This is a genomic window from Arthrobacter pigmenti (assembly GCF_011927905.1).
Classification (GTDB): domain Bacteria; phylum Actinomycetota; class Actinomycetes; order Actinomycetales; family Micrococcaceae; genus Arthrobacter_D; species Arthrobacter_D pigmenti.
Genome location: NZ_JAATJL010000001.1, coordinates 734,098 through 755,155 on the forward strand (window position 1 = coordinate 734,098; position 21,058 = coordinate 755,155).

Genomic DNA, 21,058 nt, shown 5'->3' on the forward strand with positions numbered 1-21,058 from the left:
CAACGGATGGGAAAACTTGATGTCACTGCTGCCCACTGCCGAATTGCACCTGCATATTGAAGGAACGCTGGAGCCTGAGCTGATCCTTGCGCTTGCAGAACGCAACGGTATCGAACTGCCATACGCCAACCTTGAGGATTTGCGCGCACAGTACCAATTCACGGACCTGCAGTCCTTCTTGAACCTCTACTACGAGAACATGGCTGTGCTGCAGACAGAGCAGGATTTCGCGGACATGACGCGCGCCTACCTCAGGCGGGCAGCCGCGGCCGGAGTGCGGCATGCAGAGGTCATGATGGATCCGCAGGCGCATCTATCCCGTGGAATAACCCTCGAGACCTGCGTCAATGGTGTTGCTTCGGCGCTGGCGACAAGCGAGGAGCAGTTCGGCGTCAGTACTGAGTTGATAGCAGCGTTTCTGCGGGATGAGCCGGCCGAGGAGGCGTTGGCTGTGCTTGAGAACCTGCTGGCGATGGATGCGCCAATCATCGGCATCGGTCTGGATTCAGCCGAAGTGGGCAACCCGCCGCGGGACTTTGTTGCGCTCTACGAGCGGGCACATGCGGCCGGCCTCAAATGCATTGCCCATGCGGGAGAGGAGGGCCCGCCGGAATATATCCGCGAAGCACTCGACCTATTGAAAGTTGCTCGCATAGACCACGGCATCCGCTGTTTGGAGGACGAAAACCTGGTGGAGCGACTGGTTGAGGATCAGACCCCGCTGACCGTCTGTCCTTTATCCAACGTGCGGCTTCGGACGGTCGATACGCTGACCGATCACCCTTTGCCCCAAATGCTGGAACGCGGCTTGAACGTGTCGGTGAATTCCGACGATCCTGCGTACTTCGGGGGATATATGGACGAGAATTTCAACCAGCTTCAGGGCACCTTCGCATTCGATGCCAACCAGTTGGCGCAGCTTGCCAGGAACTCTGTGCGCTCAGCCTTCATCACTGACGCGCGCCGACGCGAACTGCTCGCCGAAATTGGGGCTTGGCAGATAGAGTCTCGCGGTCGGTTGGAGGTTCCTACTTCCGCCGACCACCGTCGATGATCAGCGCCAGCGCGATGCCGAACATCCAGACGTCCTTCGCGACGGGTGTGCCCTGCTGACTCGGGCGTACGTCGTCGTCCTCGGTCATTTCGGGTGTGCGGAAGTACATCGCGAGCAGCCCGCCGGAGAAAGCGGCGAGCCCCAGTCCCACGAGCCGGCTCGGAACAAACGGGAGCAGGAGAGCCGCACCCAATCCTGTCTCGACTGCTGAGAGGACTTTGCCGAACTTCTCCGGGTCCAGCTGTTTCACCTGTGGAAAGGCGTTGGCCGCCATACCCTGCAGATAGCCCGCGCTGTCACGGTCGATGTTCCGTTTGGTCAAACCGGAATTGAGGATGAACGCGCCTGTACTGAAGCGGAGCGGAATGTGGCTCGCGATCACTGAAACCTCCTGCAAAGTTGTGGCCTGGACTTCGAGCCTATGTCCGTCCCGCTGTCGAACGCCAGTGTTTGACGATTCAAATAGTGACCGCTCCGTGATCCTTGCGTGATGGAACCTTTACCTCCGTGTGCTTATGGTGGTCGCTGGCTTCGTTCGGGAAATCCGCCTGCGGCCACGGCTCAGCGATACGTAACCACTGTGAAGAAGGTCTTGATGTGCTGGAATTTGTAGGAGACAGGTTCAACCAGATCCTGTTCTCGAGTTGGCAACACATGAGCCTGGTGGTGCAGTGCCTCATCCTTGCCACGGTCCTCTCCGTGGCAATTGCAGCGCTGGTGTATCGCAGCGGCGCTTTGACGTCACTGGCCAACAGTGTGTCTGCCGTCGGGCTAACCATTCCGTCCTTCGCGCTGATTGGTCTGCTCATCGCACCCTTCGGTTTCGGTGTGACACCGGCGGTGATCGTTGTGACCTTCTTCGCCACACTGCCGATCCTGCGTAACGCCGTCGTCGGCCTCACCGGGATCGACAAGGGCGTCGTTGAATCCGCGCGCGGTATCGGCATGAGCAGGGTCCGCACGCTGGTCCAGGTGGAGCTTCCCATGGCCTGGCCCGTGATCCTGGCAGGAATCCGGGTTTCCGCGCAGATGGTCATGGGCATCGCAGCCATCACCGCCTACTCGCTGGGCCCGGGACTCGGCGGCTTCATCTTCTCTGGCCTGTCCCGGCTTGGCGGCGCGAACGCCGTCGAATCCGTGGTCACCGGCGTCGTCGCCGTGATCATTCTTGCCCTCATCCTTGACCTTCTACTCGTCGGCCTCGGCCGCATCACAACCCCGCGAGGTATCCGTGTCTGAGACCATCCAGAAGCCCGACAACACAGGTCCCGCAAGTACGGGAAATGCCGTCACCGGCGCAAGCATCCTGCTCGACAAGGTGACCAAACGCTACCCCGGCCAGGAAAAGCCCGCCGTAGACGGCCTCACCATGGAGATCCCGGCGGGCAAGATCGTAATGCTGGTCGGTCCGTCCGGTTGCGGCAAGACGACCACGCTGAAGATGATCAACCGGCTGATCGAGCCGACCGAGGGCCGCATAGTCCTTGACGAGGATGACGTCACCGACATCGACGGCGACGCGCTCCGCCGGCGCATCGGTTACGTCATCCAGGCCGGCGGTTTGTTCCCGCACATGACGGTGGCCACGAACATCGGGATTGTCCCCAAGATGCTGGGCTGGAGCAAGGAGAAGATCGCGGCTCGCGTCGACGAACTCCTCGAACTGGTCTCCCTTGACCCCGCCACCTACCGCGACCGCTTCCCGAAAGAACTCTCGGGAGGTCAGCAGCAGCGCATTGGCGTAGCCCGCGCGCTAGCAGCGGACCCTCCGGTCCTGCTGATGGACGAACCTTTTGGGGCGGTTGACCCGATCACCCGGCAGCGGCTGCAGGATGAGCTCCTCAACATCCAGGAAGAGCTGCAGAAGACAATTGTCTGCGTCACCCACGACTTCGATGAGGCCGTAAAGCTCGGCGACTGGATCGCCATCTTCACCGAGGGCGCGCAGCTGGTCCAGTACGACACGCCGGAGCGGATCCTCGCGGATCCCGCCAACGAGTTCGTCGAGAACTTCATCGGTTCCGGCGCTGGCCTGAAGCAGCTCACCCTCACACGGGTCAACGAGGTTGAGTTGGCCGACGCGGTCGTCGCCAATATCGGCGACCTCGGGAGCGATGTGCTCTCCCGCCTCGATGAGGCAGGCCACGACCACGCCGTCGTCGTCGATTCGCGACGCCGGCCCATCCAGTGGCTCACCCGTCGGCAGCTCTCGCGCCTTGAGCGGGTGAACGACGACGTCGACGCCAAGCTTCCTGTGGTCGGTGACCGCGCCACCCTGAACGATGCGCTGGACACCATGCTGGTTTCGAGCGCGGGTGCCGCGCTCGTGACCGGCCGACGCGATGCGTTTCTTGGCGTGATCGACGTCGAAACGGTCATGGACGCCATCACCCGGGCGCACAAGCAGGCCATGACGGCGCACTCCGACGGGCGTCCGGTGGGCATCAACACCGGCACGCTCGACGCCGTTCAAGCGCAGTCTGCTTCAGTGGGGGAGCGCCCGGGTGAGTGACACAACAACCACGCAGCTATCACCGCCGCAGGCACCGGAGGAGACCGCCAAGGTCCATTCCGAGGTAAAGCGCCCCTCCTGGCGTCCGCTCATCTCCCAGTTGCTGGGCATCCTCGCGGTGTTTGCAGCGGTGGTGGTCTGGCTCCTGACAGCCGATCTGTCGGACACCGAATTGATCACCCTTGCACCGGACAGCCTGCTCGGAAATGCGCTGGATCACCTGGTTCTGACCGCTGTATCCGCCCTCATCACGCTTTTGATCGCGATTCCGCTCGGGATCCTGCTCACGCGCACGGCCTTTCGACGCTTCACAGGCCCCGTGCTCGCGGTGGCGAATATCGGCCAGGCGGCACCGGCTATCGGCCTCGTTGTGCTGCTGGCCATGGCTATTGGATTCGGTTTCACCGCCGCGATGATTGCACTGGTCCTCTATGCGATCCTGCCCGTCCTGCGGAACACCATGGTTGGCATTACGCAGGTCGACCAGCGTCTGGTTGAGGCAGGTCGCGGGATGGGGATGAGCGCCGCCGCCGTGCTGTTCAAGGTGGAGCTGCCCCTGGCCGTACCGGTGATGCTTGCGGGCATCCGGACCGCCCTGGTGCTGCTGGTGGGTAGCGCCTCGCTGGCGGCCTTCATCAATGGCGGCGGCATGGGGATTCTCATCATCACGGGTGTGAACCTCAGCCTCACCACCGTCCTGATCGCCGGGTCCATTCTGGTGGCCCTGCTTGCACTGTTTGTCGACTGGATCGGGCGCGTGGTCGAACACGTCGCCCGGCCGAAGGGACTCTAGATGCTTTTCTCCGCACTTCCCGGCGCCGTCCGCCGAGGCGCGGCAACCGCCGTCGTTCTCTCTGCCGGTCTCCTGGCAACGGGCTGTGGGCTGCAATCGGCCACCTCCTATGTGCCTGCTGCCGGGCCAGGCAGCATCACCGAGGTGGTGGACGGTGCGCCTCTGACCGTCACCTCGAAGAACTTCACGGAGCAGCTCATTCTCGGGAAGATCTCGGTTCTCGCAGCACAGGCGGCTGGCTTCGACGTCACCGACCTCACCAACGTGCCGGGCAGCCAGCCCGTGCGCGAATTGATGCTATCCGGCCAGGCGGATGTCACTTGGGAGTACACCGGTACCGCCTGGCTCACCTACCTCGGTAAGAAGGAAGGCATCCCTGACCAGGAGGAGCAGTGGCAGGCGGTATACGAGGCGGACCTCGCCAACGGGCTGACCTGGGGCGAACCCGCTCCGCTGAACAACACGTACGCGCTGGCGGTGCGCAGTGAGGCCGTTGAGGAGCTCGGCGGTATCAGCACCATTTCGGAGATCGCCGAGCTGCCGGTGGAAGAGCGGACGTTCTGCGTGGAGGCTGAATTCAACTCACGGCCTGACGGTCTGACGCCGATGCTCGCGCATTACGGCATGGAACGCGGTACGCCCACGGGTGTCCCGGAGGACAACATCGGCATCTACGACACCGGTGCTGTGTACTCCGCCACGGACAACGGCGACTGCAACTTCGGCGAGGTGTTCTCAACAGACGGCCGGATTGACGCCCTCGACCTGACCATTCTTGAGGACGATCGCAGCTTCTTCCCTGCCTACAACGCCGCGCCGGTGTACTACACGGAAACGCTCGAGGAATACCCCCAGCTGGCCGAGGTGTTCGGCCAGATTGCGCCGACGCTCACCGACGAGGCGCTCCGGGAAATGAACCTCCGGGTGGATGTAGAGGGCGAGGAGCCTGCTGACGTGGCGTTCGACTTCATGGTTGAGCAGGGATTCATCACTGAGCCGGAGGGGCCGCTCGGCGAGGAGTAGATCTCAACTTACGGCCACAGACCGAGCCCTGCGGCTACCGAGTTCCACGCCCACGCGAGGGACCCCGCAATCACGACGGCGAAGAGCACCAGCCAGGCAGCAGCCGGGATACCAGTGGCGCGGTACAAGAGGTGGGCGTCTGATTGTCCGCGGTCCCGCCGTCGTCGTGCGTGGACTGCGGCGACCTTGCCGAGGTCGCGCACCGAGCCGACCAGCAGCGCAATCCCAAGGGCCACGACAACGTGGCCGGTGAATTCCGGAGGCACTGCCAGCACGAGGACCGTGGATACCGCCACCGCGCCCAGCAGGATCAGCACTCCGCCCGCGTTTCGGATGAAGAGCAGCGACACGAGCAGCACGAGCGCTCCCACCGATAACGTGGCCGGCGCCCAGCCCGCAAATCCTGCCCAGATAAGAACGGCGCCGACGACGGCGGGCGCCGGGTAGCCCCAGAAGCTCGCCCAGGCGGTCCGCCAGCCGGGGCGGCCGAACGACGTCGTGAGCCCGGAGTGGTCGAAGTTCAGCCGGATTCCTGTCACCCGGCGGCCGGTCATCAGCGCAGCGAAGGCATGGCCAAGTTCGTGCACAACGGTGCTGAAGAGGCCGAAATAGCGCCACGTAGCCCGCGGAATCGACAGCGCCGCCGCGATGAGCAGGATGATTCCCACCTCGGTCAGGCTCAACTCGGGCGGCTGGCTCCGGGCGAAGCCCGCCAGAATCCGGTCCCACCACTGCGCTGTCAGTTCCACCTGACGGATGGTACGCGACGCTGCTGGGTGCTCTCCGCGATCATTCCGTGCAGGTCTGGCGGACTGCACCGGCGTGTTGCTCACGACACGCCGCTGTTTGCCGGGTCTTGGGCGGCAGACCTGCACGGAATCGCGCGGGAGGCGTGCGAGATGCCTCTTGACAGCGCGGAACTGAACCGGTTTAGTAGTATTTGCTGAACCGGTTCAGTGAGCTGTATCACCAGGAGGACACCAATGGCGGTAACCATCAGTGACGTTGCCCGTGCCGCAGGCGTCAGCAAGGGCGCCGTATCCTACGCCCTCAACGGTCAAGCCGGAGTAAGCGAGGAAACGCGTCGGCGGATCCTTACCGCCGCAAAGGATCTGGGCTGGAGCCCGAGCCTCCGCGCGAAGTCTCTCTCCTCATCCAAGGCTTACGCGCTTGGACTTGTAGTTGCACGCAATCCGCGCCTGCTCGGTACGGATCCGTTCTTCCCCTCTTTCATTGCGGGAATCGAGACCACGCTGGCTGACCGCGGCTACTCCCTGGTCCTCACGGTCGCTGCGAAGCAGGGCGCGGAGGAAGCAAGCTACCGGCGCCTGGTCCACGAGGGCCGGGTCGACGGCGTGATCCTCAGCGACATGCGGACCGATGATGCCCGCATCGCCCTCCTGCTGGAACTGGGACTACCGGCCGTGACACTCAACCGGCCCACGCTGGCCTCTCCGTTTCCCGCGGTCTGCATGGACGACACCGAGGGAATCAGCAGCGCCGTGCAGCACCTGGTTGACCTGGGGCATACCCGGATCGCCCACGTCGGCGGCTCCCAGCACTATATTCACGGCCTGAGCCGTCGGCTTGCCTGGGAAGCGACGCTTGAACGCAATGGACTGCCGACGGACATGTTCGTTGAAGCGGACTTCGGCGCTCAGCAGGGCACGGCAGCAACCGCCCAGCTTCTGGAGCGGGATCAAAGGCCCACGGCCATCGTCTACGCCAACGACATCATGGCCACAGCCGGCCAGTCCTACCTCCAGCAGCAGGGTCTCCGCATCCCTACGGACATATCGATCACCGGCTACGACAACACCGAATTCGCGCAGTACCTCAACCCGGCGCTCACCAGCATCGGTAGCGATCCGCTCCTGTGGGGCAGCACAGCGGCGCAGGTCCTGCTCAACCAGCTGGAGGGAAAGCACGACGGCGAGGACGTCATCCTTCCGGCACCCCAGCTCATCGTCCGCGGCTCAACAGCTGAGCCTTCCGCATAAAACACCCGAAGTATCACAAGAGGAGAACGCAATGAGGCGCATAACCACAAAACGCACCCTGGCTCTCACAGTCACCGCGCTGACGGGGCTTGGCCTGGCAGCCTGCGGAGGGGGAGGCGACGCCGGAACCACCGACGCCGGCGAACTCACCAGCGGGCCAATCACCATCTGGTATTCCAACAACCAGCAGGAGGTCGCCTGGGGCGAGGACATGGTCGCAGCCTGGAATGAAGCCAACCCGGACCAGGAGATCACCGCGCAGGAGATCCCCGCCGGCACCAGTTCCGAGGAGGTGATTGCCGCAGCCATCACCGCCGGCAACGCTCCGTGCATCGTGATGAACACAGCGCCGGTCGCCGTACCCCAGTTCCAGCAGATGGGCGGGCTGGTTCCGCTGGATACCTTCGAGGACGGCGTCGAATACATCGAATCCCGCAGCGGCGAGGTAGCGGAGCAGTACAAGTCAGCGGACGGCCAGTACTACCAGTTGCCGTGGAAATCCAACCCCGTAGTCCTCTACTACAACAAGGACATGTTCACCGAAGCGGGCCTGGATCCGGAGAACCCGCCGCTCGGAACCCAGGATGAGCTGCTGGAAACTTCCCGCACGCTGGTGGAGTCCGGTGCTGCGGAGTACGCGATGTGGCCCTCGCCTGCCGGTGAGTTCTTCCAGTCCTGGTTCGACTTCTACCCGTTCTATGCAGCAGCTACCGGCGGCACCCAGCTTGTCGAAGACGGCGAAGCGACGTTCACCTCCGAAGAGGGCCTGGCCGTCGCCGAGATGTGGCGCACCATGTATGAGGAAGGTCTGTCTTCGCAGGAGGCGTACACGGGGGACTCCTTCGTGGACAAGAAGGCTGCGATCGCCATCTCCGGTCCCTGGGCCATCCCGGTCTACGGCGACCAGGTCAACTGGGGCACAGCTCCGGTCCCCGGCCTCGAAGAGGGAGCGGAAACGTCGACCTTCTCGGACGCGAAGAACATGGCCATCTACTCGGCCTGCGACAACAAGCAGACCGCGTGGGAAGTCATGAAGTTCGCCACCAGCGAGGAGCAGGACCGCGCCCTGCTGGAAGCAACCGGCCAGATGCCCATCAGGCAGGACCTGACCGGAACCTATCCGGACTACTTCGAGGCCAACCCTGCGTACGTTGAGTTCGCGGACCAGGCAAGCCGCGCCGTCGAGGTACCCAACGTCCCCAACTCGGTTGAGGTCTGGCAGACCTTCCGCGATGCGTGGGGCTCATCGGTGATCTTCGGCAACGAGTCCATCGAGGACGCCTTCAGCGGCGCAGCCGAAGAGATCAACACCCTGGTCTCCGAGTAAGTAGGTGTAGACGGTGACCACCGATTCCGCCGTCGGCAAGCTGCGGGATCCGGGCCCCACCCCGGATCCCGCTCCCCGGCGGCGCAAGAGATTCCTGGGACGGCAGCCGTTTGGCCTGGCGTTCAGCGCACCGTACGTGATCTTCATCCTCGCGGTGCTCGCGTATCCACTGGGCTACGCCGTCTACATTTCATTCCACGATTTCTTCTTCACAGCACCGGGAGTGGCGGTTGAGCGCCCGTTCGTCGGCTTGCAGAACTACATCCAGGTGCTCAGCGATCCCGACGTTGCCCGGTCCTTCCTCAACATCGGCGTCTTCCTGATCATCAACGTTCCGCTCACCGTGGCGCTGTCCCTGATCCTGGCCAATGCGCTGAACCGGGTGAAACGGCTGCGGACCTTCTTCCGCGTCAGCTACTACGTGCCGTACGTGACGGCGAGTGTCGCCGTCGTCGGCGTCTGGCTTTTCCTGTTCTCGCAGAACGGGCTGGTCAACGCGCTTTTGGGGCCGCTGGCGCCGGATCCATCGTGGCTGGTCAATTCCACGCTCGCCATGCCCACCGTCGCGCTCTATGTGACGTGGAAGCAGTTGGGATTCTTCATCCTGCTCTACCTAGCGGCGCTGCAGAACATCCCCGAGGAGCTCTACGAGTCCGCGTCGGTGGACGGCGCAGGAAAAGTGCGCCAGTTCTTCAGCATCACCGTCCCCGGCGTGCGGTCGGCGAGTGTCCTGGTGACGTTGCTGGCCACTATCACCGGCGCGAATCTGTTCACGGAGCCGTACCTGCTCACCGGCGGCGGCGGACCGGACGGCGCATCAACCTCGCCCGTTTTCCTCATGTACCAGGAGGGAATCCTGCAGGGGAACCCGGATACGGCGGCCGCTCTCGGGGTCGTGCTGGTACTTGGTGTGCTTGTCATTGCGCTCATCCAGCGACGCCTCGTCGGCGGGAAGGAAGACTGACATGGCCAAGGATTTCCAGCCAACAATGACCAAAACGACGACGACGACGCCACCCGGCTCGCCCGCGCCGCCCCCACGAACCTCGGGGCGGAAGAAGAGCAAGAACGGCCTCAAGCCGCTGAGCTTTCTGCTCCTGGCACTGGGCGCGTTCGTTTTCCTGTTCCCGTTCTACTACATGCTGATCGGCTCGCTGCAGACAGAGCCGGATACCTCGATTGCCGGAGCCTTCCCGAACTTCGGCAACATTACCGGGCAGAACTATGTGCTCATCAACGAATCGATCAACCTGTTCCGCGGGCTGATCAATTCGGGGATCTTCACGGGCGGGGTGATTCTGTGCACGGTGATCTTCGGGATTCCCGTTGGCTACGCGTTGGCGCAGATGCACTTCCGCGGCCGGGGCGTGGTCTTCGCGCTGATGCTCCTGGTCCAGATGGTGCCGTTCCAGCTGCTGCTCATTCCGCTCTACGTGCTGATCGTGCGGGATTACGGACTGGCCGACACGTACCTCGGCATGATCCTGCCGTTCGCGATCAACTCCACAGCCGTTTTCGTGTTCCGGCAGTACTTCCTGCAGCTGCCCGCATCCCTGTTCGAGGCAGCACGCATCGACGGGGCCAGCGAGATGCGGATCCTCACGCGGATCGCCGTCCCGCTGGTGCGGCCCGCGATCGTCACCGCAATCCTGCTGACCTTCATCGGGCCCTGGAACGAATTCCTCTGGCCCTTCCTCGTCACCAAGGACGCGGCCTACCAGCCGCTCGCGGTGTCGCTGGCCAACTACATTTCCAACGTTGCGGCAACCGCCGCCAACCCGTTCGGGGCAATCCTTGCCGGTGCCTGCGTACTCGCAGCTCCCGCCGTCGGACTGTTCATAATCTTCCAACGCCAATTCATCTCGACCAATATCGGATCCAGCGCAAAGGGCTAATCTCCTATGACTTCCCAGAAAACTCTCCTGCCGACCGTGCCGTACACGCTCACCCGGGCCGGCGTAATCATGACACCGGAGGACGGCAATGACTTCGAAGCCGAAGGCGTGCTCAACCCGGCCAGCGGCCGGGGTCCCGACGGCGAGCTGTACCTACTTCCACGCCTGGTGGCCAAGGGCAACGTATCCCGCGTGGGGCTCGCGAAGGTGATCATCGAGAACGGGGTGCCCACCGGCGTCGAGCGCCTCGGCGTTGTGCTCGGGCCGGACGAGGGCTGGGAACGAGGCATGAACAACGCCGGCACCGAGGATCCGCGCACCACGTGGGTGCCCTCGCTCGGCAAGCACCTCATGACCTACGTGGCCTATGGCCCGCTGGGTCCGCGCCTGGCGTTCGCCCATTCTGCGGACCTGCGGACCTGGGACCGTCTGGGACCCTGCTTCTTCGAGTACGAGCCCTCCCTCTCGATGGACCTCAACCTGTTCCCGAACAAGGACGCCGTGTTCTTCCCCGAACCGGTGAATGATCCCGACGGCGTCCCCTCCTACGCCATGCTTCACCGCCCCATGTGGGACCTCGGCTGGATCCGTGAGGGTGAGGGTGAGCACCTGCCGGCCGGCGTCACCGACAACCGCCCGGGTATCTGGATCTCCTACGTCCCGGTCGAGGAAGTTCAGCGGGACCTCCGCAACCTCGTGCACATGGGCAAGCACCGCCTCGTTGCCTTGAGCGAGTTTGATTTCGAGGAGCTGAAGATCGGCGGCGGCCCTGCACCGATCCGGGTTGACGAGGGATGGCTGATCATTCATCACGGGGTAGCGGGTGCGCTGGAGAAGTCGGCGTTCGACCACCAACAGAAGGTCCACTACACGGCCGCCGCGATGATCCTCGACGCCGATGATCCGTCGAAGGTCATCGCCCGCAGCAGCGAACCGCTCCTGGCACCGGAGACGGACGACGAGAAATCGGGCATCGTGCCCAACGTCGTCTTCCCGACGGCGATCGAGGAGATCGACGGGCAACTGTTCGTGTTCTACGGGATGGCGGACTCGAAAATCGGTGTCGCACGCCTCGATCGGAGATGATTCCCGCATCGTCCTTCCCTCGCCGTTGATGACTCACAAGCAGGACACGCCGTTATTGAATGCTCAGGGCGATGATTCCGTGCAGGTATGACGGGCTGAACCGGCGTGTTACTCACGACACGCCGCTGTTCGCCGGGTCTTGGGCGGCAGACCTGCACGGAATCGCGCGGGAAGGTGTGAAGCGGCGTGTTCTGCCTGGCCGATGTCAGTGGTGGGCGCCGTGCCCACAAGTGGACAACGACGACGACGGCGCGTGCGGCCTCGTCCCCGCTGACACCGGCGGCGTGCCAGTCAGCTCGTGCAGCGCATCGTGTACAACTTCGCCGCCAACCAGGGTCAGGTCCGCACGCTCGGCGAGCAGCTCACCCGGCTCAAGGGCGTACAGGTTCGCGGACCACGCCACGAGGTCCGCGTGGGCGCCGACACGGATGACACCGAGGGTGTCTTCCGCGTGCCAGGCCCAGGCGCCGCCCCGGGTGTAGGCCCGCAGGGATGAGTCCAGATCGAGGCGCTCATCAGGTGTCCAGGACGAGCCGCCGTCGAGCCCTGCCCTGGTCATGGCACTGTAGAGGCCTACCAACGGATCCATTTCGCCCACCTGCCAGTCGCTCGAGAACGCCAGCCGGGCACCGGACGCCGCGAGCGACCTAAGGCGCCATGCCCGGTCCCACCGCTCCTCGCCGACGTTATCCATCCACGTCCCGGCCACCAGGTCCGGCGAACAGTGGCGCGGTTGCATCGCCGGCACCACGCCCAGGCTTGCGAAACGTGGCAGGTCATCCGGATGCAGGCACTCGACGTGCACGATCCCGTGGCGGCGATCAGTGGTCCGGTTGGCGCGCTGGGCGTGCTCGATCGAGTCAAGGGCAAGCCGGATGCCCCAGTCGCCCGTGGCATGCGTGTGGGTCTGGAAGCCAAGCCGGTCCAGCTCGGTGAGCATCGCGGTGAACTCGTTGGGCGGCAGAGTGGGCTTCCCGCGGTGTCCCGGTTGGTTCGCGTAGTCGGCGAGCATGGCGGCCGTGTGCGGTTCAACCACGTCATCGGCGTACAGCTTTACGGGTCCGAGCCGAAGCATGGGGTCAACCGGTGCGCTGTCCACGGCTTCGCGGAGATCCCGCCGGAAGGCAGCATCCGCATCCACCGGGTGGAAGAGGGCTGTAATGACCCTCGAATGTACAAGGCCTTCCTTACGCGCCCGATACATCAGGTCCAGTTCGGCCAATGGGACCTGCGGTTCCACCACCGTGGTGATTCCGTAAGCCGCTGCCATCTCCAGGCTCGAGGCAAGGCGCCGGTACCGCCGGTCCGGAGAGTACAGGGGGATGTCGCTCTGCAGGCCTCGAAGCCCGGCGGAGGTCATTGCACTGGTGTAGAAGTCGGTGACCCACCCGGTGGGGCGCCCGTCGTCGTACTCCGGGTTTCCCCAGTGGATCCTCGCCCCGCTGTCAATGCCGAGAAGGCGGATGGCGGCGTCGTTCAGCCAGACGGAATGCTGGTCATAGGTGGTGATGAACACGGGCCGCTGAGTGAGGCCGCGGAGGTCATCGGCGTTCGGCCGCCGGCCCGGAACCACCGAGTAGACGGCATTCTCTGCACAGATCCAGTCGAGGTCGGGCCGGGCTTCCGCGTGATCAGCGATCCGGCGGCGCACCTCCGCCAGCGAGTCCGCGCCCTCAAGGCTCACGGCGTCCGCATCGAAACCGAGCAGCAGGTGATTGTGGCTGTCGATGATGCCGGGCGTGAGCAGGCGTCCGTGAAGATCCAACTTCCGGCGCGCGGAAGGTGCGTCGGCGTCATCCCCGATCCAGCTGATGCGTCCGTCGGCGATCCCGACCGCCTGCGCCCAGCCGGGCGTATCGAAAGTCCGCACAATTCCGTTGTGCAGCAACAGGTCCAGCATCAGCGTGAGTCCTCCTCGGAAACGGCGTCCAGAAGCAGCAGGTGCGTCCCGCTGCGTGGCTTGAGGTAGAGGTAGTAGTAGGTGAAACCGGCGACGACGAAGCCCACCGAAATGCCGAGACTGAGCCACTGCGCCGGGTCGAGGAAGGAAATGACGAACACCAGTGCCAGCGCTGCGATGCAGACCAGCGGCGGTAACGGCCACCAGGGCATCCGGTAGCCCGGGCGTGTGCGATCGCGGCGGCGGTGATTGACCGCAGCCAGTGCAATGAACAGGTAGCTGAAGGAGAGCGTGGAACCGGTGGCCGTTAGCAGGACGTCCAGCGGCACGAAGCATGCGAGGAAGGCAATGAGGCCCATCACCGAGGTCGCGATAACGGGGCTCTGGCCCTTGGGGCTGACCCAGCGCAGGCGTGCTGCAAGCGGTTCAGGCAGCGCGCGGTCACGTGCGGCCGAGTAGAGAAGCCGGCCGGCCTGCAGGGCGATGGCGATGATCGCGTTGATAATCGCAAAGGCGACGGCGAGCAGGACAAAGAGGGTCACGGCATCGCCGGCGCGATCGGCAAGGAAGGCCTCGACCGGAAGCTCGGACCCGAAGAGCGCTTCCTGCGAGGAGGCTCCAAGCAGGATGGCCGTCAGCGGAATCAGTTCGGAGGCAACGGTGATGCCTGCACTCCAGAGGACCGCCTTCGCGACAGCGCGTGAGGGGTTCTTCGTCTCCTCGGCGAAGTAGACCGCACCGCCGTACCCGTTGTAGGAGAAGATTCCCTGCGTCACAGCGATCATCAGGCCGGCGATGGCCAGGGGAGCAAGGCCTCCGGTCGCCGGGTCGAGGGTCTGGGGATCAAACAGTGTGGTGACGGGACGCTCGATGTGAATCAGCCCGAGCACGGCCAGCAACGCGAGCGCCGCCATTTCGATGAAAAGGAACACACCGGTGAGCCAGGCGTTGGCCCGGATATTGAAGCAAGCCGTAACAGTGCAGATTACGACGACGACGAGCGCCGTCTGCTGCGACGACAGGCCGGCGATGGCGACGCCAAGGTAGTCGGCTACACCCAGCGCGAAGACGGCGATGATCAGCGGGAGTGATACCAGGCTGATGAGGAAGGTCGCGACGCCGAATGCCGGCCCGAGGGCGCGGGAGACAAGCGAGTAGTCGCCTCCCGCGACTGGATAGGCGGAGGCCAGCTCCGCGTAGCAGAACGCGATCAGGATGCTCACGATCCCTGCGATCAGGAATCCCCAGAAGACACCGGTGCCGAAGGCGGTGAGTGCCGCGCCGCCGAGGATGAAGACGCTCGAGGCGGGGGAGATGGACGAGAGCGTGATGAGAACATTGCCGCCGACACCCAGTGTGCGGGACAACGAGGGCGTGTAGGACTGACCTGCGGCTGCGGGCGGCGTATCGACGGCGTTGGGAGGCTTCTTCATGGACATCCAATCGTGGGAACAGGTTTTTTGACGCCTGTGTCAAATAACCATTGGAGTGTGGCAGCTCACATCGGCTAGTGTCAAGGAGTGGCCAGGCCGAACACCCAGAAGCAGCGTCGAACAGAACTCGTCGAAGCAACCCTGCAAGCCGCGTCTGCCCAGGGCCTGCGGACTCTTTCCCTCTCAGATGTAGCGAAGAAGGCGGGGCTGACGCGCGGGGCGCTGCTCTACTATTTCGATGATCTTGACGCGTTGCTGGTCGAAGCCCATCGGGCGGGAACCGAGCGCTTCTGCGACCGCCGCGACGAGTTGATCTCGCAGCAGGAAACCGCGGCGGGTAAGCTGCGCGTCGCAATAGACGCAGGCCTGCCCAGCGGGCCGGATGATGCGCTGATGCGGTTGCTGTATGAGTTCGACTTCATGGCAGGCACCTCCGAACTGCACGATTCGCTGGTCCAGAAGATGTACCTGCGTCAGTGCTCCACGTATCAACGGATCTTCGAGGGTGGCAATGCAACGGGGGAGTTCGCGGTCACGATCGACGTGCCCCAGGCGGCCATGAACCTGGTGGCACTTGAAGACGCCTATGGGCTGCACATTGTGGCGGGGAACTCTCTGGTCACGGTCCAACTGGCGCGGGAAGCGATGCTTGCCTTCGCCATGCAGATCGGTTGTTCATGAGGATGTTCTCATGGCTGACTCCCCGCCGTCTCATGGTGGGCTGCGCATGATTGAACAGGCGAAGTATTAACAGACTCGCCGTGTGATGTTCATCTCTTGGCAGGAATCTCTCTGCTTTGATGAAGGTTAAATGAAGTGAAAGCTATTCGAGCTATCGAGAAGGCGATCATGAACTTCCGGACGGCCGAGCATCCGCGGCCGCAGCATTTCATCCTGCACATGAGCGACACCCACCTGGTGGGCGGGGCTGAACCACTCTATGGGGTTGTGGACAGCGAGGCCCGGCTCCGGCAGATCTTCACCGAACTGGAAGCCTCCGGTTGCAGGCCCGAGGCGCTTGTATTCACCGGCGATCTCGCGGATAAGGGCGAGGCTCAGGCATACGCGAAGCTCCGCGCGATCGTGGAGCCGGCAGCCCACAAGCTGGGCGCGGAGGTGATCTGGGCGATGGGCAACCACGATGACCGCGCAACCTTCCGCACGGAGCTCCTCGGCCAGCCGGCAGACTCAGCACCGGTGGACCGCAGCTACCTGGTCAACGGCCTGCGCATCATCACGCTGGATTCCACGGTTCCCGGGCACCACCACGGCGAGATCAGCCACGAGCAACTCGTCTGGCTGGCCAATGAACTGCTCACGCCTGCGCCGGCCGGAACCATCCTCGCCCTGCACCACCCGCCGGTGCCCTGCATCCAGGATCTGTCGGTCCTGGTGGAGCTGCGCGACCAAAGCCGGCTCGCCGACGTCGTACGCGGTACTGATGTCCGCGCCATTCTGGCGGGTCACCTGCACTACTCAACCAGCGCGCTTTTCGCGGGCATCCCCGTGTCGGTTGCCTCGGCCACCTGCTACACGCAGGACCTGGCGTACGACGACGGCGGCACCCGCGGCCGCGACGGCGCGCAGGCTTACAACCTGGTCCACGTGTATGAGGACACCGTGGTCAATTCGGTGGTACCCATCGGCACCCACAAGGCAGTCGGAGAGACCGTGCCGCGTGAAGAGACGCGCCGCCGCCTCGAAGCCGCCGGTGTGCGGATCGAGGACGCGGCGCCTGCACGCGAGCTGACGGGCGTCTGACCTACTTCTCCCAGGGCGCCTTCACAGGGAAGTACTTCTCCAGGAAATCCGTGACGGCTTTTGCCCGCTCCTCGGCGGGGACTTCGGGGAAGCTGCCGTCGTTGAGGCAAAACAGGTCTGCGTTCCGCTTGTCCAGCAGCTTGTGCAATCTACGCAGGCCGGAGCGCATGGTGGTGTCGATGTACTTGACCTTCGCCGATTCCTGCGTCACGGCACGGCCGGTCAGCAGCGCGTAGTAGTGGTACAGCGAATTGGTGACGGAGATGTTGTCCTTCGCACGGAAGGTGGAGGCGGCCGTCGAGGCGAACTCCTCAGCGAACTCCTCTTCCATCTCGAACAGCACGCTCTTGCGCAGCGGAGCCGCCGTGTGCTCGAGGTGGCGGGTGGTGATGCGGCCAAAACGCTCATGCAGCAGGCGCCGGTTCACCCGGGCAGCGTTTTCGAAGCCGCTGCGTTCGGCGTCGTTCTCGCCCAGCCCGATTCGGGTGTCTGCCTGGATGAACTTGGTGATCCCGCCGGGGGAGTAGAACATGTCCGGCCCAACAGGACGGCCGAAGAACATGTCGTCATTGGAGTAGAGGAAGTATTCCGAGAGGCCCGGAATGTGGTGGAGCTGGGCTTCCACGGCCTGCGAATTGTGCGTGGGCAGTACGGACGGGTCCTTGAAATGCTCCTCTGATCGGACCAGCGTCACCGAGGGATGATCCACGAGCCACTCCGGGCGGTCCGAGTCCGTTGCGATGAAAATTCGGCGGACCCACGGCGCAAACATGTATACCGAGCGCAGCGCATACTTCAGCTCGTCGATCTGCCGGTAGCGTGCCTCATGGTCATCGCCCTCGCCTACGACGGCGTCCTTCATGCGGGCGGCGCGTGCGGCCAGGTACTCCGGTGAGCTGCCGTCCACCCAGGAGAAGACGAGATCAATCTCGAAGTCGATGTCCGTGGCGTGGTCCGCGAACATGTTGTCGATGGTGGGCCAAACCAGGCCGTGGCGGGTGACCGAGCCGCGCACCACTTCGTTGGACGGCAAGGTGCGCCGGGTCAGGGAGTTTTCCATCGGCAGCACAATGTGGTTCCCGTCGAGGGACCACAGCTCTATCTGCACGCCCGCTGAGGGGCCGAAGGTCAGGCCGCCGATCGGCTCGATGCGCGGCCGGAACAACCGGAAGATACGGGCTTTGTCACTGGGCGAAAGGGAGCCGTCAGCGACAAGGAGGGTGGTGCGCCGCTTCGTGTCCACGGTGCGGGAGTAGAAGGGCTCGTTCCGGCAGGCCTCCACGAGGGCAACCCTTAGTTGCTCGCGGTATTTCAGATCGACGGCGACTACGGGACGTTCGTCATTGCCGCGCACCAGCAGGTACTCGATTTCGGCGCGCTCCAGCGCTTCCCGAATGAACAGCAGATCCTCCACCATCGCCTGATGCGGCGTTGTATCGGTGTTGATGAGGGCGAACCGGCGCTTGACTGTAGTGATGTCGTCGCGGTCGTTCAGTCGTTCAACGGCGGCGGTGGAGGCGGATTCGAGGAGTTCGACGTCGTTCTCCACTTCGGGCGCGCCGAAGTACACATCATGCTGGGCGGCGGTATCTGTAATGGGATCCTCCATCGGGGAAAGTTCAGCGGGGTCGGCACCGCAGGCTGAGAGCTTGCGCGGGTGCTGCTCCAATGATAAGCCTGCCTAGGAGAAGCCCCCGCATGCTATCGCGGAGGCTCTACAACGAAAGGGCACCATGGCCAGGCACACCTTCACCACCCTGCTGAGCAAGCAGGTCGGCAACGAATTCGCCGCATCCCAGCAGTACCTTGCCATCGCGGTGTGGTTCGACGGACAGGACCTTCCCCGGCTTGCCGCTCACTTCTATCGGCAGTCCCTCGAGGAGCGGAACCATGGGCTGATGTTGGTGCAATACATGCTGGACCGCGGTCATGAGGTACAGATCCCCGGCGTCGAGGAAGTGCGGAACACCTTCTCTTCGGTGGAGGATCCAGTAGCGCTCGCGCTCTCGCAGGAGAAGCAGGTAACCCGGGATATCGAGGCGCTGTTTGCCCAGGCACGCTCGGAGAATGATGCGCTCGGTGAGCAGTTCATGCTGTGGTTCCTCAAGGAGCAGGTCGAGGAAGTGGCATCGATGTCCACGCTGCTGGCCATCGTGCAGCGCGCGGACAACCTGTTCGACGTCGAGAACTTCCTCGCCCGGGAGATCGTGGGCGACGCCGGTAATGACCCGAATATGCCGCCCACCGCCGGCGGCGCGCTGTAGCCATGGAGACCTTCCCCATGGACTGGCAGCGGGCGCTGGTCCTGATGGCTCACCCCGACGACGCCGAGTACGGCACGTCCGCCGCCGTCGCCGAATGGATCGCGCAGGGCAAGGAGGTGCGCTACGTCCTTGCCACCCGGGGCGAAGCCGGAATCGCCGGAATGCCGCCCAGCGAGAGCGGCCCGGCCCGCGAGATTGAGCAGCGCGCCGCCTGCGACCGGGTGGGAGCCGAGGTCCTGGAATTCATGGACTATCCGGACGGCCGGATCATGGAGTCGCTGCAGCTCCGCCGCGATCTGGCGGAAGTCATCCGACGGCACCAGCCCGACGGCGTCGTCACCCTGAACCACGGCGACTCCTGGGGGCCCGGCACCTGGAATTCCGAGGATCACCGGGCGCTGGGGCGATCGGTTCTCAATGCGGTGGCGGACGCGGCGAATGAGTGGATCTTCCCTGACCTTGACGGCCCACCCCACAAGGTCAAGTGGACGGCGATCATGAGCATGAGTCCCACGCACGCCATGCCGGTCAGCGAGGAGAGCGTCGAGAAAGCGATTCTGTCCCTCGCCGCCCACGAGCAGTACCTTCGCGCGCTGGACAGCCGGCCCGTAGAGGAGCAGGCTACCGAGCAGGTGCGCTGGGCGACAGGGCGCGGCGAGGGCGGTCCGAGCGTCGGGTTCGAGCTGATCGGGCTCTAGGAGCTGCGAGCGGGCCAGGTGGGTCCGCCGCCGGACTCGGGCTTGCTTGAAACGATGTCCGGACTGCTCCATTTGCTACCAGTCGTGCACCGTGCCGTCGGACAGACGGTTGTAGGGCAGGTACGCCTGCTGATACGGAAACGACGCCGCTGCCTCCTCGTTCAGCTCGACGCCGAGACCGGGCTTGTCCCCCGGATGCAGGAAGCCATCCGTGAAAGTCATGGACTGCTCGAAGACGGTGTTCGTCTTCTCGCTGTGTTCCATGTACTCTTGGATGCCGAAGTTGTGGATCGCCAAACCAACGTGGGTCTGCGCCGCAAGGCCGACAGGGGAGACGTCCGTGGGCCCGTGGAAGCCTGACTTGATCTGATACTGCGCCGCGTAATCCATGACCTTCTTCAGCGGCGAGATACCGCCGAAATGCGTCGACGCGGCACGCACGTAGTCGATGAGCTGTTCCTTGATGAGCGTCTGGAAATCGAAGACGGTGTTGAAAATTTCACCGACGGCCAGGGGAGTGGTGGTGTGCTGGCGGATCAGCCGGAAGGAGTCCTGGTTCTCGGCAGGAGTGACGTCCTCGAGCCAGAACAGGTCGTACGGCTCAAGTGACTTGCCGAGCTTCGCAGCCTGGATCGGTGTCATCCGGTGGTGCCCGTCGTGCAGTAGCGGCAGTTCGGGCCCGAACTCGTTCCGGACGGCCTCGAAGACCGTGGGGATGTGACGCAGGTACGCCCGGGTGTCCCAGTCCTCCTCGGTGGGCTGGGCGCCGCGGCCCGCAGGCTCGAAGTCGTAGCGCTCGCCGGTGGCCTGCGCCTGAGCGGCCACGCCGTAGAGGGCTTTGATGCCGGGTACCGACGTCTGCACGCGGATGGACTTGTAACCCTCTTCGAGGTGGTGGCGGATGGAGTCAAACAGCTCGGGCAGGTCGCGGCCGGATGCGTGGCCATAGGTGCGCAGCGCCGTCCGCGATGCACCTCCGAGCAGCTGGTACACAGGCATCCCGGCGGCCTTGCCCTTGATGTCCCACAGAGCCATGTCGACGGCGGCAATGGCGGCCATGGTCACGGGGCCGCGGCGCCAGTACGCGCTGCGGTAGAGGAACTGCCAGGTGTCTTCGATACGGTGCGGGTCCCGGTTGATCAGGAGCTGGGTGACGTGCTCCTTGAGGTACGTGGCGACGGCCAGCTCGCGGCCGTTGAGGGTGGCGTCACCCAGTCCGGTGATGCCCTCATCCGTAGTGATCTTGAGCGTGACGAAGTTCCTGCTCGGGCTGGTGACGATGACCTCTGCGGAGGTGATTTTCACGGGGGTC

The 21,058-nt window shown here is 63.9% G+C and carries 20 protein-coding genes; 14 read left to right on the plus strand and 6 right to left on the minus strand.

The window, feature by feature from the left end; all coding sequences use genetic code 11:
• Nucleotides 1–19 precede the first annotated feature (19 nt).
• The gene (locus tag BJ994_RS03500; protein WP_167991534.1) at nucleotides 20–1,054 is read left to right on the plus strand and encodes an adenosine deaminase; all 1,035 of its coding nucleotides are present in this window, start codon (nucleotides 20–22) and stop codon (nucleotides 1,052–1,054) included.
• Here BJ994_RS03500 and BJ994_RS03505 read toward each other — a convergent pair.
• Entirely contained in the window at nucleotides 1,029–1,436 is a 408-nt protein-coding gene (locus tag BJ994_RS03505; protein ID WP_167991537.1) for a hypothetical protein, read from the minus strand. The two genes, BJ994_RS03500 and BJ994_RS03505, sit on opposite strands and share 26 nt — an antisense overlap.
• A gap of 272 nt (nucleotides 1,437–1,708) precedes the next feature.
• On the opposite strand from BJ994_RS03505, the gene BJ994_RS03510 reads away from it, so the two are divergent.
• The 4 genes from BJ994_RS03510 to BJ994_RS03525 all read left to right on the plus strand — a co-directional run bounded on the left by BJ994_RS03510 (nucleotide 1,709) and on the right by BJ994_RS03525 (nucleotide 5,382).
• Nucleotides 1,709–2,293, plus strand: a complete 585-nt coding sequence (locus BJ994_RS03510; RefSeq protein ID WP_209067344.1) for an ABC transporter permease — start codon at nucleotides 1,709–1,711, stop codon at nucleotides 2,291–2,293.
• Nucleotides 2,286–3,566: an ATP-binding cassette domain-containing protein gene (locus BJ994_RS03515; protein WP_167991542.1), complete on the plus strand. Its 1,281-nt coding sequence runs from the start codon at nucleotides 2,286–2,288 to the stop codon at nucleotides 3,564–3,566. The genes BJ994_RS03510 and BJ994_RS03515 overlap by 8 nt, the downstream gene beginning before the upstream one ends.
• A gap of 91 nt (nucleotides 3,567–3,657) precedes the next feature.
• Nucleotides 3,658–4,359 (plus strand): ABC transporter permease, encoded by a 702-nt coding sequence (locus BJ994_RS03520; protein WP_342450438.1) that lies wholly within the window; start codon nucleotides 3,658–3,660, stop codon nucleotides 4,357–4,359.
• The gene (locus BJ994_RS03525; RefSeq protein WP_167991545.1) at nucleotides 4,360–5,382 is read left to right on the plus strand and encodes a glycine betaine ABC transporter substrate-binding protein; all 1,023 of its coding nucleotides are present in this window, start codon (nucleotides 4,360–4,362) and stop codon (nucleotides 5,380–5,382) included.
• 8 nt (nucleotides 5,383–5,390) lie between these two features.
• Here BJ994_RS03525 and BJ994_RS03530 read toward each other — a convergent pair whose 3' ends face one another.
• Nucleotides 5,391–6,131 (minus strand): M50 family metallopeptidase, encoded by a 741-nt coding sequence (locus tag BJ994_RS03530; RefSeq protein WP_342450265.1) that lies wholly within the window; start codon nucleotides 6,129–6,131, stop codon nucleotides 5,391–5,393.
• Nucleotides 6,132–6,365: 234 nt separating this feature from the next.
• On the opposite strand from BJ994_RS03530, the gene BJ994_RS03535 reads away from it, so the two are divergent.
• From BJ994_RS03535 to BJ994_RS03555, 5 genes are all read left to right on the plus strand, one after another.
• Nucleotides 6,366–7,382: a LacI family DNA-binding transcriptional regulator gene (locus BJ994_RS03535; protein WP_167991546.1), complete on the plus strand. Its 1,017-nt coding sequence runs from the start codon at nucleotides 6,366–6,368 to the stop codon at nucleotides 7,380–7,382.
• A 31-nt stretch (nucleotides 7,383–7,413) separates the two neighbouring features.
• On the plus strand, nucleotides 7,414–8,709 hold the full coding sequence (locus BJ994_RS03540) for an extracellular solute-binding protein (protein WP_167991547.1): 1,296 nt from the start codon (nucleotides 7,414–7,416) through the stop codon (nucleotides 8,707–8,709).
• Between the two features lie 13 nt (nucleotides 8,710–8,722).
• Entirely contained in the window at nucleotides 8,723–9,673 is a 951-nt protein-coding gene (locus BJ994_RS03545) for a carbohydrate ABC transporter permease (RefSeq protein WP_167991548.1), read from the plus strand.
• Nucleotides 9,674–9,848: 175 nt separating this feature from the next.
• Nucleotides 9,849–10,604 carry a carbohydrate ABC transporter permease gene (locus tag BJ994_RS03550; protein ID WP_245192385.1) on the plus strand — a complete coding sequence of 252 codons (756 nt, stop codon included), beginning with the start codon at nucleotides 9,849–9,851 and terminating at the stop codon, nucleotides 10,602–10,604.
• A gap of 6 nt (nucleotides 10,605–10,610) precedes the next feature.
• Entirely contained in the window at nucleotides 10,611–11,690 is a 1,080-nt protein-coding gene (locus BJ994_RS03555; protein ID WP_167991549.1) for a glycoside hydrolase family 130 protein, read from the plus strand.
• Between the two features lie 205 nt (nucleotides 11,691–11,895).
• Here BJ994_RS03555 and BJ994_RS03560 read toward each other — a convergent pair whose 3' ends face one another.
• Nucleotides 11,896–13,590 (minus strand): amidohydrolase, encoded by a 1,695-nt coding sequence (locus BJ994_RS03560; RefSeq protein ID WP_167991550.1) that lies wholly within the window; start codon nucleotides 13,588–13,590, stop codon nucleotides 11,896–11,898.
• Nucleotides 13,590–15,023, minus strand: coding sequence for an APC family permease (locus BJ994_RS03565; RefSeq protein ID WP_245192241.1), 1,434 nt, complete (start codon nucleotides 15,021–15,023; stop codon nucleotides 13,590–13,592). Before BJ994_RS03565 ends, BJ994_RS03560 begins: the two co-directional genes overlap by 1 nt.
• Nucleotides 15,024–15,110: 87 nt before the next feature.
• On the opposite strand from BJ994_RS03565, the gene BJ994_RS03570 reads away from it, so the two are divergent.
• Nucleotides 15,111–15,704, plus strand: a complete 594-nt coding sequence (locus BJ994_RS03570) for a TetR family transcriptional regulator (protein WP_167991552.1) — start codon at nucleotides 15,111–15,113, stop codon at nucleotides 15,702–15,704.
• A gap of 168 nt (nucleotides 15,705–15,872) precedes the next feature.
• Nucleotides 15,873–16,784 (plus strand): phosphodiesterase, encoded by a 912-nt coding sequence (locus BJ994_RS03575; protein ID WP_167995826.1) that lies wholly within the window; start codon nucleotides 15,873–15,875, stop codon nucleotides 16,782–16,784.
• A 1-nt stretch (nucleotide 16,785) separates the two neighbouring features.
• Here the strand turns inward: BJ994_RS03575 and BJ994_RS03580 are convergent, their stop codons facing one another.
• Nucleotides 16,786–18,393: a stealth family protein gene (locus BJ994_RS03580; protein WP_167991553.1), complete on the minus strand. Its 1,608-nt coding sequence runs from the start codon at nucleotides 18,391–18,393 to the stop codon at nucleotides 16,786–16,788.
• 124 nt (nucleotides 18,394–18,517) lie between these two features.
• On the opposite strand from BJ994_RS03580, the gene BJ994_RS03585 reads away from it, so the two are divergent.
• Nucleotides 18,518–19,048: a ferritin gene (locus tag BJ994_RS03585; protein WP_167991554.1), complete on the plus strand. Its 531-nt coding sequence runs from the start codon at nucleotides 18,518–18,520 to the stop codon at nucleotides 19,046–19,048.
• Nucleotides 19,049–19,065: 17 nt separating this feature from the next.
• Nucleotides 19,066–19,746: a PIG-L deacetylase family protein gene (locus BJ994_RS03590; RefSeq protein WP_245192242.1), complete on the plus strand. Its 681-nt coding sequence runs from the start codon at nucleotides 19,066–19,068 to the stop codon at nucleotides 19,744–19,746.
• Nucleotides 19,747–19,821: 75 nt separating this feature from the next.
• Here the strand turns inward: BJ994_RS03590 and manD are convergent, their stop codons facing one another.
• Nucleotides 19,822–21,051: a D-mannonate dehydratase ManD gene (gene manD, locus BJ994_RS03595; protein WP_167991556.1), complete on the minus strand. Its 1,230-nt coding sequence runs from the start codon at nucleotides 21,049–21,051 to the stop codon at nucleotides 19,822–19,824.
• Nucleotides 21,052–21,058 lie beyond the last annotated feature (7 nt).